The 18,553-nt window shown below is 39.4% G+C and carries 18 protein-coding genes; 12 read left to right on the top strand and 6 right to left on the bottom strand.

Annotated features, from left to right (window positions below; all coding sequences use genetic code 11):
* The 4 genes from lysA to ACTIEV_RS07725 form a co-directional block, all read right to left on the bottom strand.
* Nucleotides 1-1,215 carry a diaminopimelate decarboxylase gene (gene lysA, locus ACTIEV_RS07740; RefSeq protein ID WP_322195018.1) on the bottom strand — a complete coding sequence of 405 codons (1,215 nt, stop codon included), beginning with the start codon at nt 1,213-1,215 and terminating at the stop codon, nt 1-3.
* Nucleotides 1,216-1,264: 49 nt separating this feature from the next.
* On the bottom strand, nt 1,265-2,059 hold the full coding sequence (gene scpB / locus ACTIEV_RS07735; RefSeq protein ID WP_322195015.1) for an SMC-Scp complex subunit ScpB: 795 nt from the start codon (nt 2,057-2,059) through the stop codon (nt 1,265-1,267).
* A 137-nt stretch (nt 2,060-2,196) separates the two neighbouring features.
* Nucleotides 2,197-3,102: an ATP synthase F1 subunit gamma gene (atpG, locus tag ACTIEV_RS07730; protein ID WP_322195013.1), complete on the bottom strand. Its 906-nt coding sequence runs from the start codon at nt 3,100-3,102 to the stop codon at nt 2,197-2,199.
* Between the two features lie 118 nt (nt 3,103-3,220).
* Complete coding sequence (locus ACTIEV_RS07725) at nt 3,221-3,817, bottom strand: DUF6992 family protein (RefSeq protein ID WP_322195011.1); 597 nt, start codon at nt 3,815-3,817, stop codon at nt 3,221-3,223.
* 174 nt (nt 3,818-3,991) lie between these two features.
* Between ACTIEV_RS07725 and secA the strand changes: the two genes are divergently transcribed.
* The 12 genes from secA (at nt 3,992) to ACTIEV_RS07665 (ending at nt 17,736) form a co-directional block, all read left to right on the top strand.
* Nucleotides 3,992-7,297, top strand: coding sequence for a preprotein translocase subunit SecA (gene secA / locus ACTIEV_RS07720; RefSeq protein ID WP_322195009.1), 3,306 nt, complete (start codon nt 3,992-3,994; stop codon nt 7,295-7,297).
* Between the two features lie 104 nt (nt 7,298-7,401).
* Nucleotides 7,402-7,869 (top strand): hypothetical protein, encoded by a 468-nt coding sequence (locus ACTIEV_RS07715; RefSeq protein WP_322195007.1) that lies wholly within the window; start codon nt 7,402-7,404, stop codon nt 7,867-7,869.
* Nucleotides 7,856-8,527, top strand: a complete 672-nt coding sequence (gene deoC, locus ACTIEV_RS07710; RefSeq protein ID WP_322195005.1) for a deoxyribose-phosphate aldolase — start codon at nt 7,856-7,858, stop codon at nt 8,525-8,527. The genes ACTIEV_RS07715 and deoC overlap by 14 nt, the downstream gene beginning before the upstream one ends.
* An 89-nt stretch (nt 8,528-8,616) precedes the next feature.
* Nucleotides 8,617-9,039 carry an SPOR domain-containing protein gene (locus ACTIEV_RS07705; protein WP_322195003.1) on the top strand — a complete coding sequence of 141 codons (423 nt, stop codon included), beginning with the start codon at nt 8,617-8,619 and terminating at the stop codon, nt 9,037-9,039.
* Nucleotides 9,040-9,047: 8 nt separating this feature from the next.
* Nucleotides 9,048-10,226, top strand: a complete 1,179-nt coding sequence (locus ACTIEV_RS07700) for a M20 metallopeptidase family protein (protein WP_322195002.1) — start codon at nt 9,048-9,050, stop codon at nt 10,224-10,226.
* Nucleotides 10,227-10,326: 100 nt separating this feature from the next.
* The gene (locus tag ACTIEV_RS07695; RefSeq protein WP_322194999.1) at nt 10,327-10,848 is read left to right on the top strand and encodes an ORF6N domain-containing protein; all 522 of its coding nucleotides are present in this window, start codon (nt 10,327-10,329) and stop codon (nt 10,846-10,848) included.
* Between the two features lie 133 nt (nt 10,849-10,981).
* Nucleotides 10,982-13,324 (top strand): NADP-dependent malic enzyme, encoded by a 2,343-nt coding sequence (locus tag ACTIEV_RS07690; RefSeq protein ID WP_322194997.1) that lies wholly within the window; start codon nt 10,982-10,984, stop codon nt 13,322-13,324.
* A gap of 58 nt (nt 13,325-13,382) precedes the next feature.
* On the top strand, nt 13,383-14,120 hold the full coding sequence (locus ACTIEV_RS07685; protein ID WP_178887688.1) for an MlaE family ABC transporter permease: 738 nt from the start codon (nt 13,383-13,385) through the stop codon (nt 14,118-14,120).
* Nucleotides 14,121-14,191: 71 nt separating this feature from the next.
* Complete coding sequence (locus tag ACTIEV_RS07680) at nt 14,192-14,686, top strand: thioesterase (RefSeq protein WP_322194994.1); 495 nt, start codon at nt 14,192-14,194, stop codon at nt 14,684-14,686.
* Nucleotides 14,687-14,695: 9 nt separating this feature from the next.
* Nucleotides 14,696-16,096: an MBL fold metallo-hydrolase gene (locus tag ACTIEV_RS07675; protein WP_322194992.1), complete on the top strand. Its 1,401-nt coding sequence runs from the start codon at nt 14,696-14,698 to the stop codon at nt 16,094-16,096.
* A 2-nt stretch (nt 16,097-16,098) separates the two neighbouring features.
* Complete coding sequence (gene galK / locus ACTIEV_RS07670) at nt 16,099-17,265, top strand: galactokinase (protein WP_322194990.1); 1,167 nt, start codon at nt 16,099-16,101, stop codon at nt 17,263-17,265.
* Between the two features lie 63 nt (nt 17,266-17,328).
* Nucleotides 17,329-17,736, top strand: a complete 408-nt coding sequence (locus tag ACTIEV_RS07665) for a hypothetical protein (protein WP_322194988.1) — start codon at nt 17,329-17,331, stop codon at nt 17,734-17,736.
* Between the two features lies 1 nt (nt 17,737).
* Here ACTIEV_RS07665 and ACTIEV_RS07660 read toward each other — a convergent pair whose 3' ends face one another.
* Together ACTIEV_RS07660 and ACTIEV_RS07655 are read right to left on the bottom strand one after the other, a co-directional pair.
* Nucleotides 17,738-18,139, bottom strand: coding sequence for a hypothetical protein (locus tag ACTIEV_RS07660; RefSeq protein WP_322194986.1), 402 nt, complete (start codon nt 18,137-18,139; stop codon nt 17,738-17,740).
* Nucleotides 18,140-18,170: 31 nt separating this feature from the next.
* Nucleotides 18,171-18,553 (bottom strand): transposase (locus tag ACTIEV_RS07655; RefSeq protein WP_439516314.1); only part of this gene is annotated, 383 nt, incomplete at its 5' end.

Raw genomic sequence — 18,553 nt, 5'->3', positions numbered from 1 at the left:
TTAGAATGGCTCCACCAGATTCCTTAATAAATCCTCAAAAACCTCTCTTTTTCGGATCAAGTATGGTTTACCATCTTTTACCATGACTTCTGCCGGACGATAACGTGAGTTGAAATTACTCGCCATTTCAAACCCGTAAGCACCTGCATTATCGAATACCAATATATCTCCTTCTCTAATTTCATTCATCGGACGCTCCCATGCAAAAGTGTCTGTTTCGCATATATTACCCGTAATGGTATAGTTCTTTTCAGTACCCTTTTCATTACTTATGTTTCGAATGCGATGATAAGCTTCATAGAACATAGGTCTGATCAAATGATTGAACCCACTGTTCACACCAACGAAAATGGTAGCGCTGGTTTCTTTCAACACATTTACACTGGTGATCAAATAACCAGCCTCACTTACCAAATATTTACCGGGCTCAAACCAAACTTGAAAGCTGCGTTGATAGGTCTGCTCTATTTTTTGTTCAAAAGCCAGTATCTCTTTTGCCAAAAGTTGGATATCGGTGCCTTCTTCACCATCCTGATAAGGTACTTTGAATCCTCCGCCTAAATCAAGAAACTGCAATTCCGGAAAATGCGGAACCAATTCAAAAAATACATCGGTCACTTTCATGAATACCGCTACATCTTTAATCTCGCTTCCTGTATGCACATGCAATCCGGCAATATGAATTTGATATTGCTGCATGATGCGAACGATGTCATTCAACTGCTCAATAGGGATACCAAATTTGCTGGTATCATGTCCGGTAGAAATTTTTAAGTTACCACCCGCCATGATATTCGGGCGTAAACGAATACCAACCGGATAACTATGGCCATATTTCTTTCCAAATTTTTCCAGATTGGAAAGACTATCAATATTGATATTGATTCCCAGTGTAACTGCTTCTTCGATTTCATCAAAAGCAATACCGTTACTGGTATATAAGATATCGCCAGAAGGAAAACCGGCATGTACTGCCAGTTTAGCTTCATTAATGGAGCTACAGTCTACTTTACAACCAATAGACTTGATATGTTTAAGGATGCTAACATTGGTCAGTGCTTTACAAGCATAAAAAAAACTGACTTTATCACTGTTAAAAGCCTGCTTTAATTGTTGGAATTGTTCAGTAATGCGATTGGCATTGTACACGTATACAGGTGTACCAAACTCAGTTGCAATATTTCTTAATTGCTCGTTGGATAAAAAAGATGACATACTGCGAAGATAATTGTCTCACAGATATTCATGTCACCGCTGTTCCATCTTATTGTTGATTTTCGTCGGAAGGGTTTTCTTCGTCGGTAGTAGAATCATGATCTGAATCAGAAGATTCGTTGTTTTCCTCTGTTTCTTCTCCCTGAATGATCAATTCACCATCTTCATTCACGGTTAAGAGAGAAGTGTCTCCGTCAATAACCGGTTCTTCATGGTTGGTCTCTTCAGTAAGGGCATCCGCTACGGGTTGATCGGTAAAATCTTCCGGACGAATAACGGTTCCCTCAACGATTTGCTCTGCCAGTACTTCTTTGATCTTTGGCAGATCTTCCGGAGAGTTGATGCCGAAATAGTCCATAAAATTCTTAGAAGTAGCGTATACCAGCGGTTTCCCGGGCATTTGTTCGTTACGTCCACTGATGAGGATCAGTTCTTTTTCCAATAATTTTTGGATACTATAATCACTGTTTACACCACGGATGGATTCAATCTCTCCCTTGGTGATGGGCTGTTTATAAGCTATGATAGCGAGTGTTTCCAGTGCAGCATTGGATAAGCGCTTGAGGAATTTATCACCATTCAGTTGTGCAATGGTCTTGTGGTAATCTTTTTTTGTCAGGAATTGCCATCCGCCGCCACTTTCACGTACTTCAAATGGATAAAACTCTGATTGGTATTTTTCACAGATGCCCTGAATGGCAGCTTCTACCTGATCAAGCGTTACACGCTCTTCCAGAAATCCAAAAGTATTATTGATGAGTTCAACGATATCTAATGAAGTGAGAGGTTTCTCACTGGCAAAAATCAACACTTCAATGTGTGGTATGATCTGGCTTATTTCCATATTACATTTGAAAATTTGTCCGCCGCGGCGGATGAAAATTTGAAAATCAAATAGTGATGATTTTGATTATCATGTTCAATCAAACATAACAATCATTTTCAAATTACCACATTTTCAAATTTTCAAATTAGAATCTGCTATCCCTGTAGAGCAGCTGCACCACTCACAATCTCGGTCAATTCAGTGGTAATAGCAGCCTGACGGGCTCTGTTATAGCTTATCTTCAGTGATTTCAGCAATTCGTTTGCATTTTCACTCGCCTTATCCATCGCAGTCATACGTGCACCATGTTCACTGGCATTACAATCAAGAACGGCTTTAAATAGCTGTGTATTCAGGATTTTAGGCATCAGTTCAGCGATCAGCTCTTCTTTTGCCGGCTCGAAAATAAAATCAGATTTCTTGCTAGACGAGCTATTGGTCACTTTAGGAATTGGCAGGAACTGTTCAGCTTTATACTGTTGTGTAGCAGCGTTTTTAAATTCGCTGTAAATAATTTCAACTGCATCAAATTCTTTACTCTCAAAAGCTTTCATAGCAGCTTGTGCAGCAGCTTGAACAGATTCAAAACTTAGATTCAGGAAAATATCTTTATAAGTAGCGTCTACTTTATAACCGGCTTTTTGTAAGCTCTCATATCCTTTCTTACCAATATTCCAGATCGCAACATTTCCTTTTTGGTGTTGAGCTGCATACTTATCCGCAATGGTTTGCTTCGCCAGTTTAATCAAGTTGGCATTGTAACCGCCACAAAGTCCTCGATCGCTGGTGATAACAATCAATAATACTTTTTCTACCGCTCTTTCTTCTGCCAGTTTAATATGGGTATCACCTTCTGTGTTGCTAACAATATTACTCAGCATTTCCTGCAATTTTTGAGCGTATGGACGCATCTGAGTAATGGCATCCTGTGCACGACGCAATTTTGCCGCACTCACCATTTTCATTGCTTTTGTAATCTGCTGGGTACTCTGAACACTCTTGATCCTGTTACGTACTTCTTTTAACTGACCTGCCATGGGTAAAAAAGTTTCAATTTTCAAGAAACAAGGGTTCAAGTATGTCTTGAACTCCCTTTTCCAATTTGGCTGCAAAAGTAGCAGAATCACCCTGAAATTCCATCAAAACTTTGGTTTTTTGCCCACGGTTTCCATACATCCCTCAAAAACGATAACTAAGCCCCAATCCATTGGCCGAAACGCCCATTTGTAGATGGTCCATCTTATTTTCCAGCCATTTGGTGTTTTTCCGGTGTTGTCCATATTGAATCAGGTCAAATACCAGTAAAAATGCGCCTTGAAGCAACAGACTGTTGCCAAATCCTTCATTACGCGTATTATTCAGGCGAATGCCCTTCTCTTTAAGATACAATCCACTGGCTATATAAGCCAGATCCAGTCCACTGTTCAGCAAAAGTATTTTTTCCAGTTTTTGCTGTTCTTTCAGGTTGGAAGCAAGTCCATATGCTCTCTTCATCTGCTTTCTAATTCCCAACAAACCAACCCCGGCAATCGCAAAATTGACGGTATTCCAGTAAGCATTCATTTGGTGAAAGGCTTTTTCACTGCCTTGGGTATTACTGGCAGAGATGGTTCCCTGGATGATATTGGCACTTGCCCAAGCTCCAAGCACATACATATTATTTTGTACCAATTTGATGCGTTGATGGGCAAGGGAATCCTGTTCATTCACTTGCGACTGTGCCATAAAGGCGGAAAAAAACGCTGTAATCAGCAATACGACACGTAGTTGGATCATCTTCAATTCGTTAAGTATTTGTATAAATGATCGCCAGTTGATAAGCGGAGCAAATGCTCTGATCAAATTCTTTACCTTTGGCGGCCTCAGTTAAAAATGCCAAATTGACTCAAAAACTTTTTGCGCACCGTTTTTGACTGTTAACTTTTTTCTAATACACCAGACGCATTATATATGTTGAAACTTTTTTCAAAATTATTCGGAAGTAGTAAGAGTGAGAAGGATGTGCAGCAGATCATGCCCATCATCCAGAAAATAAATCAGTTCTACGAACAATACCAGCAGTTGACCAATGATGAACTGCGTAACAAAACACAAGAGTTCAAACAGCGTATTCAATCTTATCTAACAGATATTGATCAGGAAATCGCAGCTAAAAAACAAGAAGCTGAAAGCTTGCCTGAAAATGAAATCCATGATCGGGATATCATTTATCAGCAAGTAGATAAACTGAAAAAGGAAAGAGATAAAAAGATCGAAGAGATTTTAGCTCAGATTCAGCCGGAAGCTTTTGCGGTAGTCAAAGAAACATCCAGACGTTTTAAAGAGAATCCGGAAATGGTATCTACGGCCACTGCATTGGATAGAGAGCTGAGTGTAAAGAAAGAACATATCCGTATTGAAGGCGATAAAAGCATTTTCAAAAATACCTGGATAGCAGCCGGTGGTAGTGTTACTTGGAACATGGTGCATTATGATGTTCAGTTGATTGGGGGTAGTGTATTACATCAGGGAAAGATCGCTGAAATGGCTACAGGTGAGGGTAAAACATTGGTGTCTACCTTACCTGCTTATCTCAATGCACTTGCGGGAGAGGGCGTTCACATTGTAACTGTGAATGATTACCTGGCTCGTCGTGATAGTGAATGGAATGGTCCCATCTTTGAATGGTTGGGTCTGAAAGTAGATTGTATTGATAAACATGAGCCTAGTACCGAATCCAGACGTAATGCATATTTAGCAGATATCACTTATGGTACCAATAATGAATTTGGTTTTGATTACTTGCGTGATAACATGGTGCATTCTCCACAGGAAATGGTACAACGTAAACATCATTTTGCGATGGTGGATGAGGTCGATTCCGTATTGATTGATGATGCACGTACGCCATTGATCATTTCAGGTCCGATCGGACACAACACCGGCGAACAGCAGTTTTTTGAACTCAAGCCAAGAATTGAAAAACTGGTAGAAGCTCAAAAGAGAGCAGTGAACCAGTTCCTGAATGAAGCCAAAAAGAAAATTGCAGAAGGAAATGATGATCCGAAAGATGGTGGGCTGGCTTTGTTTCGTGCACACCGCGGTTTGCCTAAAAACAGTGCCCTGATTAAATTCTTAAGTGAGCCGGGTATGCGTGTGAAATTACAGAAAGCAGAAAACTATTATCTAGCTGACCAGCAAAGAGAAATGCCAAAAGCAGATGAGGAACTGTATTTCTATATCGATGAAAAAAACAATTCAGTTGAATTAACAGATAAAGGTATTCAACTGATCACCAAGGCTGGTGAAGACACACAATTCTTTGTGCTTCCTGATATCAGTGTATCTCTTTCATCGATCGACAAGAATGAAAGTATTGCAGCAGAAGAAAAGCTTCACCAGAAAGAACAGGTAATCAATGATTATTCTGTAAAGGCGGATCGTATTCATACAGTTCATCAATTGTTAAAAGCTTATACTCTATTTGATAAAGATGTGGAGTATGTGGTAATGGATGGTGCTGTGAAAATTGTAGATGAACAAACAGGTCGTATCCTCGATGGACGTCGTTATTCAGATGGTTTACATCAGGCCATTGAAGCAAAAGAAAATGTAAAGATTGAAGCAGCCACACAAACTTATGCAACAGTTACACTCCAGAATTATTTCAGGATGTACCATAAGTTAGGTGGTATGACCGGTACAGCTGAAACAGAAGCAGCAGAATTCTGGGATATCTATAAGTTGGATGTGGTAGCGATTCCAACCAATGTAACGGCCATCAGAAAAGACGAACAAGACCTGGTATACAAAACTAAACGTGAAAAATTTGGTGCAGTAATCGATGAGGTTGTAAAACTGCGCGATGCAGGTCGTCCGGTACTGGTAGGTACTACATCGGTGGAAGTGAGTGAATTGTTGAGCAGAATGTTGCGTCAAAAACAAATCCCACACAATGTCTTGAACGCAAAACAACACGCTCGTGAAGCACAAGTAGTAGCAGAAGCCGGTTTGGCGGGTGCTATTACCATTGCCACCAATATGGCGGGTCGTGGTACAGATATCAAGTTGGGACCTGGTGTAAAAGAAGCGGGTGGTTTGGCGATTTTGGGTACAGAGCGACATGAGTCTCGTCGTGTAGACAGACAGTTGAGAGGTCGTGCGGGTCGTCAGGGTGATCCGGGTTCTTCTCAATTTTTTGTGTCATTGGAAGATGATTTGATGCGTATGTTTGGAAGTGATCGTATCGCCAAGATCATGGATTTTGCCGGATATAAAGAGGGGGAAGTGATACAGCATAGCATGATCACTAAATCCATTGAGCGTGCTCAGAAAAAAGTAGAAGAAAATAACTTCGGTATACGTAAGCGATTATTGGAGTATGATGATGTGATGAATAAACAAAGAACAGTTGTTTATACGAAGAGAAGTCATGCATTGTTTGGAGATAGGCTTGCATTGGATCTGGATAATGCTTTTTATGCAGTGGCAGAAGATCTCGTGAATTCATTCAAAGAACAAAATGATCATGAAGGCTTTAGATTAGCAGTGATTGTGAATTTTGGAATTGATCCTTCTATTTCTGCGGAAGAATTATCGAAATTATCTGAACAGCAGTTGTCTGAAAAGTTGTACCTCGAAGCCGTTAACAATTACGATAGAAAAAAGCAGGATATTATGGCTCAGGCCATTCCGGTGTTCAAAAATATTCGTCAACAACAAGGTAATCATATTGAAAATGTGATCGTGCCATTTACAGATGGAAGAAAAGGTATGCAGGTGCTGGCGAATATGGAAAAGACGCTTAACAGTAGTGGTGCTGAATTGGTAAATGCTTTGGAAAAAACAGTAACACTGGCATTGATTGATGATGCATGGAAAGAGCATTTACGCGCGATGGATGATCTGAAACAAAGTGTTCAAACAGCTACTTATGAGCAGAAAGATCCATTGGTGATTTATAAAATGGAAGCCTATAACATCTTCAAAAAAATGGATAGTGAAGTGAACGTAAATATCGTTCAGTTCCTTTGTCATGCAGGCATTCCTTTGAATGATGGCGAAGAAGTTCGTGAAGGACGTCAACAAAAAACTGATCTTAGTAAGCTGAGTACGAGCAAAGAAGATATTGATGCTCCACCTACAGAGAACGATTATTATGATCCTACACCAGTGAAACAACAGCCGATCGTTGCAGGGCCCAAAATAGGACGTAATGACCCTTGTCCTTGTGGAAGCGGCAAGAAGTACAAAGCCTGTCACGGAAAAGATCTATAAAGAAAAACCTCCCAAATACGGGAGGTTTTTCTTTTATATTTGATTATGCAACCGAATTTTTTCAGACAACATTATATAAACTGGAGTTTATTTTTTTTGGAATCATGTTCTTATTAGTGTTGGTAATTTTTCGAAAGCAAAGCAATCGACCGCTTTCATCTTTTCCATTTATTACTGGTCGTATCGCTGATTTTTCTTACGGATCTTATAAAAAAAAGAAATCAGGCAAATTCGGAGGCATTACTACTCGTTATGGATATAAATTCAAGCTGGAAGAGGAGATACATACATTTAATATTGAGGATCTTACAAAAAAAGAAAGTGATCAATTGAGACAGGAATTGAGTGTAAAACCATTTGTCTATGTTTATTACGATAAAGTGAGAATAACGAGAACTGGTAGTCAAGTCCTTGTATATGATATTGTTATTGGAAAATGGTCATTGGAAAGAACCAAAACCAAAATCATCTTGTATTGGAGTGTGCTTCTATTATCAGCTTTTATGGTATTCATTGCGATCTTCCGTTTATTAAAAGACTATCAAGTTCTTAAAGCATATGAGAAAGATTAATACATACATCGATCATACGATTCTTAAGCCTACAACACTAATTTCGGATATTGAAAAACTTTGTGCTGAAGCAAAACAATATGCATTTGCTGCTGTATGTGTACCACCGAATTTTGTAAAAAAAGCAAAATCATTAGTGGAAGGCTCAGGTGTTAAAGTAGCTACTGTGATCGGCTTTCCTTTTGGTTACGCTGCAGTAGAAGCTAAAATTGCTGAGATTGTTTTGGCGATGGTAGATGGGGCAGACGAATTAGATCTTGTCATTAATATCTCGGCGATTAAAAATGGAGACTGGGTATATCTTGCAAATGAGATCAATCATATCATGCCGGTAATAAAAAGCAAAAATAGAGTCATCAAAGTGATCATAGAAAGTGGTGTGCTGACTGATGATGAGATCATTAAGTGTTGCGAATTGTATGGTGTTGCAGGTATTGATTATCTTAAGACCTCAACCGGTTATGCGGAAAAAGGGGCGACAATTGAAGCGGTGAAGTTATTTCGTTTACATCTTCCGGAACAGGTACAAATCAAGGCATCAGGAGGAATTCGAGATCATGTTTTTGCACAGCAATTGATCGATGCAGGAGCTACCAGATTGGGCTGTAGTGCCAGTGTAGCTATTTTGCAAGGCGCAAAAGCTGAAGGTGGCTATTGATTTGTTAAACGAACCATGAACTTCTTACCAACAGACGGACCTTTGTATCTTTGCAAAAGAATTTCACTAACTTTCTGAAAACATCCACTATGCGTATCGTTTTGTTTTTGATGGGAATAGGGTGTATGCATTTCCTGCAGGCTTCTGATTCTATCATTGTAAGAAAAGATCCTCGTTTGGACTTGCTTACTGCGAAACAAGCACAGATCAATAAGCGGTCTGCTATGATGACCAGTAGTGGGCAGTATAAAGGGTATCGCATACAAGTTATCAGCACAAATAGCCGCGACCGAGCTTTAAGTATTAAAACAGAATTATTAAGTCGTTTCCCCGATCATAAAACCTATACATCCTATCAATCGCCCTTATTCAAAGTGCGTATAGGAAATTTTATCAGAAAAGAAGATGCAGAACAGTTCCGGAAAACATTGAGCAGGTTCTATCCTCAAGGTGTGTATGTAGTAGAGGATGTGATTGAATACAATGCTGTAGAGGAGGAACTGACACAATAAATAGGATTATGTTATTACAACAGATAAAAAATTTAGCGTCCAAATATGCAGCAGATACCGTAGCCATTCGTTCGTATCTGCATGCAAACCCTGAACTGAGTTATCAGGAATTCGAGACATCCAAATTTGTACAGTCGAAACTGCAGGAAATCGGAATTGAATTTGAAGTAATGGCCACAACAGGGGTGCTTGGCATTATTCGTGGTAAAAATCCTGATAGCCGTGTCATTGCCTTGCGTGCGGATATGGATGCATTACCGATACAAGAAGAAAATGACGTACCCTATCGTTCACAAAAGACGGGTGTCATGCATGCTTGTGGTCACGATGTCCATACCTCCATTTTATTGGGGGCAGCTAAAATTTTATATGAGTTGCGTGATAGCTGGGAAGGAACTGTAAAACTGTTGTTCCAGCCGGGAGAAGAAAAAAATCCGGGTGGCGCCAGCTATATGATACGTGATGGTGCTTTACAAAATCCAATACCACAAGGTATCATTGGATTACATGTGCATCCGGGATTGGACACGGGCAAGTTGAGTTTTCGAAAGGGTAGGGTAATGGCGAGTGCAGATGAGATCTATATCACCATTAAAGGTAAAGGCGGACATGCCGCTTCTCCGAATTTAACAGCTGATACCGTATTGATTGCATCACATTTAATTGTGAGTTTGCAACAGATCATATCACGGAATAAAAATCCATTGTCTCCATCTGTCTTATCCATCTGCTCTATTCAGGGTGGACATACCACCAATGTTATTCCAAGTGAAGTGAAACTGATGGGAACATTTAGGGCAATGGATGAAGAGTGGCGTTTTAAAGCGCATGATTTGATTCGTAAAAATGCAATTGGTTTGGTGGAATCCATGGGAGGAGAAATTGATTTGCATATTGATATTGGATATCCTACAGTTGATAATGATCCTGTTTTCACAGAAACAGCCTGGAAACAGGCTGATATGTTCATGGGTAAAGAAAATGTGCTGGAAACAGAAATGAGAATGGGAGCTGAAGATTTTGGTTATTACACACAAGTAATTCCGGGTTGCTTTTTTAGATTGGGTGTGCGCAATGAAGCCAAGGGAATTGTTCATAATGTTCATACCCCACTTTTCGATATTGATGAGCGAGCCATAGAAATCGGTATAGGCAATATGGCCTGGTTGGGAGCGACTGTTACTTAAATCTGCGGTAAATACAGTTGTTTTTCGTGAATTAATACGTGAATACAAAACCAATGATGGTGGGTATAGTAGGTGTTGGTAGTTTAGCAAAAAATTTATTTTGGACGCTATACATATCCAACATAAAATCTATACTCTACGAGAACAGAAAGTCATGCTTGATTTTGATCTGGCATTATTGTATGGAGTACAAACAAAGCGCTTGAAAGAATCTGTTAGACGTAATATCGATCGTTTTCCTCCTGATTTCATGTTTGAGTTAACCCAACAAGAATACCATTTTCTAAGGACGCAATTTGCGTCCTTAGAAAATGGTAAGGGAAAGCATAGCAAATACCCTCCATTTGCATTCACCGAACAAGGTATTGCTATGCTTAGTGGCGTTCTAAGCTCTGAGCATGCTATTCAAATGAACATAGCCATTATGCGGGCATTTATTGCGGTTCGTAAAATGATGATGCAGTATAGTGAACTGGCTGCCGAGGTAGAACTAATCAGAACATCAGTTTCCAATCATGGAGAGCAACTGGGGTTAATCTATGAAGCCATTGAAAACATTCTGGATGAACAAGCTGAGTATAAAGCACTACAAAACCGTAACAGGATAGGCTTTATGAAATAAGCCTCTGTTTTTTATTTATATTGTATTTTGCACCCCAATTTCCTCCCAAGTCCGGCCAGCGAACCGAAACTTGAAGTGAGTGACACAACAGCAGCTGAATAGGGATCTGTTGCTGGTAACGTAAAAAAACAATATGGCTAAAAATAATGATCTGCGGAAAGAACAGGCACTAGAATATCATTCCAGTGGCAGACCCGGTAAAATTGAAGTAATTCCCACTAAAGAAGCCAAAACCCAAAGAGACCTTTCCTTAGCGTATAGTCCGGGTGTGGCAGAGCCCTGCAAAGAGATTCATAACAATGTAGAAGAAGTATATAAGTATACTGCAAAAGGAAATTTGGTAGCGGTAATTAGTAATGGAACAGCAGTATTGGGATTGGGTGATATTGGTCCGGAAGCCAGTAAGCCTGTGATGGAAGGGAAGGGGGTATTATTCAAAATATTTGCAGACATCGATGTATTTGATATTGAGATCAATGAAAAAGATCCGGAGAAGTTCGTTCAGATTGTAAAAGCCCTTGAACCCACATTTGGAGGTATCAACTTAGAAGATATCAAGGCTCCGGAATGTTTTTACATTGAACAACAGCTCAAACAACAGATGAATATCCCCGTAATGCATGATGATCAGCACGGAACAGCCATCATTAGTGGGGCTGCATTGTTGAATGCATTGGAATTGCAGAAAAAAAGAATTGAAAAAGTTCGTTTTGTTGTGAATGGTGCCGGTGCTGCTGCTATGGCTTGTACACAACTTTATGTTGCATTAGGAGCACGTTATGAAAATTTTATTCTGTTTGATAAAGATGGAGTTCTCCATGAAGGAAGAACAGATCTGGATGTAACACGCAGAAAATTTGCGGTAAAACGATCTGACATTACCCTTGATAAAGCCATGAAAGATGCGGATGTGTTTTTAGGCTTGAGTGTAGGTAATGTGGTTACACAAGAGATGGTAAAAAGCATGGCGAAGAATCCTATTGTTTTTGCAATGGCCAATCCTGATCCGGAAATTACTTACGAAGACGCAATTGCGGTTCGTAAAGATATCATCATGGCAACCGGAAGAACCGATTATCCCAATCAGGTCAATAATGTATTAGGGTTCCCTTATATCTTCAGAGGTGCTTTAGATGTACGAGCTAAACAGATCAATGAAGCGATGAAACTGGCAGCAGTAAAAGCTTTGGCTGAATTAGCGAAAACCCCTGTTCCGGATATTGTGAATATGGCTTATAACCAAACCAATATGTCTTTTGGTCCGGAATACATCATTCCCAAACCGCTTGATCCAAGATTATTGTCTACTGTAGCACCTGCTGTTGCTAAAGCTGCTGTAGAAAGTGGTGTAGCTCAGAAAAAGATCCATAATTGGGATGCGTATGTATTGGAACTCAACAGACGCTTAGGTTTAGATAACCAACTTATTCGTGTCATCGGTAACAAAGCCCGTCGCGATCCTAAGCGATTGGTATTTGCTGAAGCCGATAATCAAAAAATATTAAAAGCGGCCAGTATCATTTATGATGAGGGTGTGGCTTATCCAATTTTATTGGGAGATCCTGTTAAGATCAATCGAATTGCAGAAGAACACAATATTGATATTACTGATTTACCCATCATTGATCCACGTAGTGATGAAATGGAGTCTAAACGAGAGTTCTACGGTGAACTATTCTTTAAGAAAAGACAACGTAAAGGATTCAACCATTATGAAAGCATTAAGATCATGAAGGATCGCAATCATTTTGGTTGTATGATGGTGGAGACAGGAGATGCGGATGCGATGTTATCAGGACTTACTAAAAATTATGCAGAAGCCATTCGTCCGGCATTACAGATCATTGGTACCGAAGAAGGAGTGAAGAAAATTGCGGGTATGTATCTGTTGTTAACCAAAAAAGGACCTTTATTCCTGGCTGATACTACCGTGAATTTTAATCCAACGGCAGAAGAGCTTGCAGACATTACGATGATGGTTGCAAAAGAAGTACGCAACTTCAATCTAACACCACGCATTGCCATGTTGAGTTATAGCAATTTTGGCAGCAGTGATTCAGGAGAAGCTAAACTGGTGGCAGATGCAACCCGAATTTTAAAACAACGCAATCCATCTTTGATTGTTGATGGTGAAATGCAGGGTAGTATGGCTTTCAACAAAGAAATATTGAGAGATAATTATCCATTCAGTGAACTAGTAGATGAGGATGTGAATGTGTTAATGTTCCCTAATTTGACTGCTGGTAATGTGGCGTACAATCTGTTAAAAGAAGTAGGTGGCGCAGATGCTATCGGCCCCATTTTATTGGGATTGAAAAAGCCGGTGCATGTATTGCAATTGGGAAGTACAGTTAGAAGTATCATCAATATGGCGCTTGTAGCTGTGGTTGATGCACAACTCAAATGCAGAATGGACACCAACGAAGTTGTTCAACGCAGCAGTTGGTGGAAGCGTTTGAAGAAGAGAAAAAAATAGACCATAGTCCATGGACCATGGTCTATGGACATAATCACAGCAAGCAAAAAATCGTACCATGTCATTCTTCACCCACTTAGGTTCCTACCTGCTCATGTTAAAAGGCATGTTTACCAAGCCCGAGAATTGGCGCATGTATTGGAAAGAGTTTATGCATCAGTGTGTGGAAATAGGATTGGGTGCTTTGCCGATTGTGGTGATTATTTCTTTGTTCCTAGGTGCTGTAACAACTGTTCAAACTGCTTATCAATTGGTGAGTCCATTGGTACCTCAGGCAACCATTGCGCAAATTGTTAGAGATAGTATGATACTGGAATTATCTCCTACTGTGGTAAGTATTGTATTGGCGGGTGTAGTGGGTAGTAAGATTGCCAGTGAATTGGGAAATATGCGGATCAGTGAACAGATCGATGCTCTGGAGATCATGGGTATCAATACAAAAAGCTATCTCGTAATGCCTAAGATACTAGGTTCTTTATTAGTGATTCCTTGTTTGATCACTATTTCCGCAGTATTGGGTATTTGGGGCGGAAGAACAGCCGGTAATCTTACCGGTATTTTAGCACCGGATATTTTTGATATCGGATTAAGACAAAATTTGAATTTGTACAATATCAATTTTGCTCTCTATAAATCTTACACATTTGCTTTTATCGTGAGTAGTATCTCAGCTTATTATGGTTATAATGTAAAGGGTGGGGCTCTCGAAATAGGTCGGGCTAGTACCAGTGCAGTAGTGGTAAGCTGTATTTTGATTCTTTGCGCAGACTACCTGCTGGCATCTTTGCTTTTATAATGAGAAATTAAAATTCTTTTTGGTGTCAATCCAACAGCTCTTGGTACATTTATAGTACAAGTATTTGCTGTATGAATTCATCTTTTAACGCATTCCGAAAGCAGATTTCTAATCCGCTCAAGTTTCGTTTCTTTTTATTGCAACGATTGCCATCTGCTTTTTTCTCCGGATTAAAAATCAGGTCCTTCGATCAGAATCAATCTGTGATTGGAGTACGTTATAGCTGGTTCTCTCAAAACCCTTTTCGTTCCATGTATTTTGCGGTGCAATCTATGGCTGCAGAAATGAGTACGGGTATTTTGGGATTCGCACAAATTTATCAGCGAAAGCCATCTGTGAGTATGCTGGTATTAAAAGTAGAAGGCCATTTTACAAAAAAGGCAACCGGATTTATCAGTTTTATTTGTAAGGATGGACAAATGATTGAAGAAGCAGTGGAAAAAACAATACAAACCGGCGAAGGGCAAACTGTTATTTGTCATTCAATCGGAACCAATGAACAACAAGAAGTGGTAGCAGAGTTTTGGGTGACATGGACATTCAAAGCAAAACAAGCAATCTTATAAAATAGTCATATGAAAATAGCATTTCATGGAGCGGCAAGAACAGTAACAGGATCTAAACACTTACTAACTTTAGATGATGGTACAAAAATTCTCTTAGACTGTGGATTGTTTCAGGGCATGGGAAAAGAAACGGATCTGTTGAATGCAGATTTTGGTTTTGATGCTCGGTCAATTGATATGCTCGTATTATCACATGCACATATCGATCACTCCGGATTGATTCCTAAATTGGTGAAAGAAGGATTTGAAGGCAAAATTTATGCAACACCTGCTACCAAAGAGTTAGGTGCCATTTTACTGGAAGATTCAGCTGTTATTCAAAGAGATGATACCAAATTCATCAACAAACGAAGAGCTAAACAAGGCTTGCCGCCTTATGAACCCTTGTATGATCTGGATGATGCTGCAAAAGCTTTGGACCTCTTTGTTGAAGTGAATTACGATGAATGGACCAATATCTCAAAAGGAGTTGAACTGCTGTTTACGGATGCGGGGCATATTATTGGAAGTGCAGCTGTTCATTTACGTATCTCAGAGAATGGAGTTACTCGTCAACTTACTTTCAGTGGAGATGTAGGAAGATACAATGATGCCATTCTTCGTTCACCTGCTGTTTTTCCGCAGGCTGATTATATCATTCTTGAGAGTACTTACGGAAATAAATTGCATGATGAAGTACATGGCACTCCGGATACTTTATATGAATGGATTGATAAAACCTGTATTCAAAAGAAAGGTAAACTGATCATTCCCGCATTTAGTGTTGGGCGTACACAGGAATTGCTTTATGCTTTAAATCAATTGGATCTTGAAAATCGATTACCCAACGTGCCGATTTATGTAGACAGTCCATTGAGCAGAGAAGCAACAGAAATGCTGAAAGCTTATCCTCAATACTTTAATAAGCGCATCAGAAAAGTGATGGAAAAGGATGAGGATCCTTTTGATTTTCCCGGGTTGAAATTTATTAAAACAGTGGATGAAAGTAAATACCTGAATGTGTTACCGCAACCTTGTGTCATCATATCAGCCAGTGGCATGGCAGATGCCGGTAGGGTGAAGCATCATATCATGAATAATATCAGTGACGAAAAAAATACCATTCTACTGGTAGGATATTGTGAGCCTCGTTCTTTAGGGGGTCGATTAGCGAACGGTGCTGAACAAGTAAAAATTTTCGGAGAAATGTATGAGGTGAAAGCGGAAGTTGGACAAATGCGTAGCATGAGTGCTCATGGCGATTATGATGATTTGTGTCAGTTTCTGGCTTGTCAGGATTCAAAACAAATACGCACTTTATTTTTAGTGCATGGCGAATATGATGTACAGCAAGATTTTGCACATCGGTTATTGCGAAAAGGATTCCGGGAAGTTGTGATTCCAGAAATACATTATCAGACAAAACTCTAATCATGAACTTACTGATACAGGATGCAGGTCGTTATTACAGAGAGCAGTTTGGGGAACCGGAATTCATCGTTCGGTCACCCGGAAGAATCAATCTGATTGGAGAACATACAGATTATAACGGAGGTTTTGTATTACCTGCTGCCATCGACAATGCAGTATATGTATCTATCGGAAAGAGAATAGATGGTAAAATCGCTTTGTATTCAGTAGACTATCAGAAACATTTTGAAATAGAATTGTCTGGTCTTCAAAAAACACAAGTGCACTGGGCGAATTATGTATTATCCGTAGTTGTGACTTTACAGGCGTCAGGTTATGTATTGAGTGGGTTTAATGCCGTAGTGCGAGGTGATATTCCGATTGGTTCAGGTTTGTCTTCATCAGCAGCAGTAGAATGTGCAGTCATCTTTGGATTGAATGAGTTGTTTGAATTAGGCCTTGCCAAAATGCAAATGGTAAAATTGGCACAGCAAGCCGAAAATGAGTTTATTGGAGTGAAATGTGGTATCATGGATCAGTTTGCAAGTATGTTTGGCAAACAGGATCAGGTGATTCAGTTAGATTGTCGCTCACTTGATTATACTTACTTCAATTTTCAACCAAAAGAATATGAACTCTTACTACTCAATACAAAAGTGAAACATTCTTTGGCAGATTCGGAATATAATCTTCGCAGATTGGATTGTGAGGCAGGAGTAGCACATCTTCAAAGAATATTTCCTGAAATAATGAGTTTAAGAGATGCAACAGAAGATATGATCGAACAACACTTAAAAGGATTAAGTAATGATGTTTATCATCATTGTTTGTATGCTGTTCAGGAGATTAAAAGGGTACAGGAAGCTTGTACTGATTTATCAAACGAAAATTATACGGCATTTGGAAAAAAAATGTTTGAAACACACAAGGGATTAAGTGAGATGTATCAGGTAAGTTGTGCAGAGTTAGATTTTCTGGTGCAATTTGCTGCAAAACATAAAGATGTATTAGGCGCAAGAATGATGGGCGGAGGTTTTGGTGGTTGTACCCTCAATTTGATTAAAAATGAGGGAGTCAGTGATTTCATCGACAGGGCTTCAGAGGCTTATTTAGAGGTGTTTGGTATACTGCCGGGCGCTTATCCTGTAACGATTTCAGAGGGGACTTCTCTGGTGCAGCATGAATTTTAAGGAAGTTTACTTGCAAGTACCGATTTCGTTTTGTAATTTTTGAGTACAACAAAACAGCCGGCCATGAAAAACTATCACATCGTATCTAAAATCGCGATCTATCTATTATCGGTAGTAATGATCAGTTTCGGATTGTATCATTTTCAAAATGCTAGGGATCTGGTCGTTTATATTCCTTCCTCTTTACCTGGAGGAATATGGTGGGTATATCTTACCGGTGCCGCATTCATTTTGGTAGCCATTTCATTTATTACCAATAGAATGGTGAAGACATCGGCGTATTTACTTGCTTTTATTCTTTTCGTGTTTATTCTTACGTTACATGTGCCTAACTATTTGAACGCAGGTGATAAAGAAATGAAGGCAATTGCATTTGTAAATCTTTTAAAAGATACTGCCATTGCCGGATTTGCGCTGCATATTGCTGCCGGCGCACATCACCAGAAACTGCACATGGAACAAAGTGATTGATCTATTTACAATCTGAGGCTATTTTCAGTAGCGCAAATTTTTGTGGTGCATTCGCTATTGTAGCAGCACACCTGGTACAATAGGCATCATCTTCATGTCTGTCAGTAGCTTTAACCTTAATTTGTAAGCCTTTTAATGAAGAAGCAGTAGCAGACATTTCTGACATATCGGCACAGCTAAATCTAGTCGTAAAAACATGATCATAAGAAACGCCATCTAGTTGATAACTATTTTCTCCGTATTCAAAAAGCTTTGGATCCAGTATTTGTACCACAGCAGTGCCACAGATTTCATTCAAAATTTTTACTTCAAAGCATTGATCTTGTAACTCACTTGAAGATTTACCACAAGCAGAGAAAATCAATGGTAACAATAATATTAGACTGAGTTGTGTAAGTTTCATACGATTACCTTTAATTAATTCAAGTTGCTAGTTAAGGCGTGAGTTTGTTCAGTGTAAAAGCCAGAATAAACATCACCAATTTCAATAAAAACCCTTTAAAGGTTACGGCATGTATCTTTCTAAGAAACAATGCCTTAATCTCACTGAAAGTTGTTTCAATTCCTTTCCTCATTTGTTCTTTGATAAATCTCACCCATGGCTGATCTGGTCTTTTCGAGTTACTTTTACGTTGAATCATTAGCTCGACCAGATCAGCTTCTTTCATATCTTCCTCTAACTGATAATCGGTATAGGCTGAATCTCCATAAATTCGACTTTCTGCAGCTACTGCTAATGGGAGCTTTTTTAAAGCCTGCACATCACTTTCACAGCCTGGCACAAACCCAAATTCCACAGGAATACCCAATGAATTGA

The sequence above is a fragment of the Sediminibacterium sp. genome, assembly GCF_051861365.1.
Classification (GTDB): Bacteria; Bacteroidota; Bacteroidia; order Chitinophagales; family Chitinophagaceae; genus Sediminibacterium.
The sequence above is the reverse complement of the archived record's forward strand: the minus strand, read 5'-3'. Positions and strand labels throughout refer to the sequence as shown.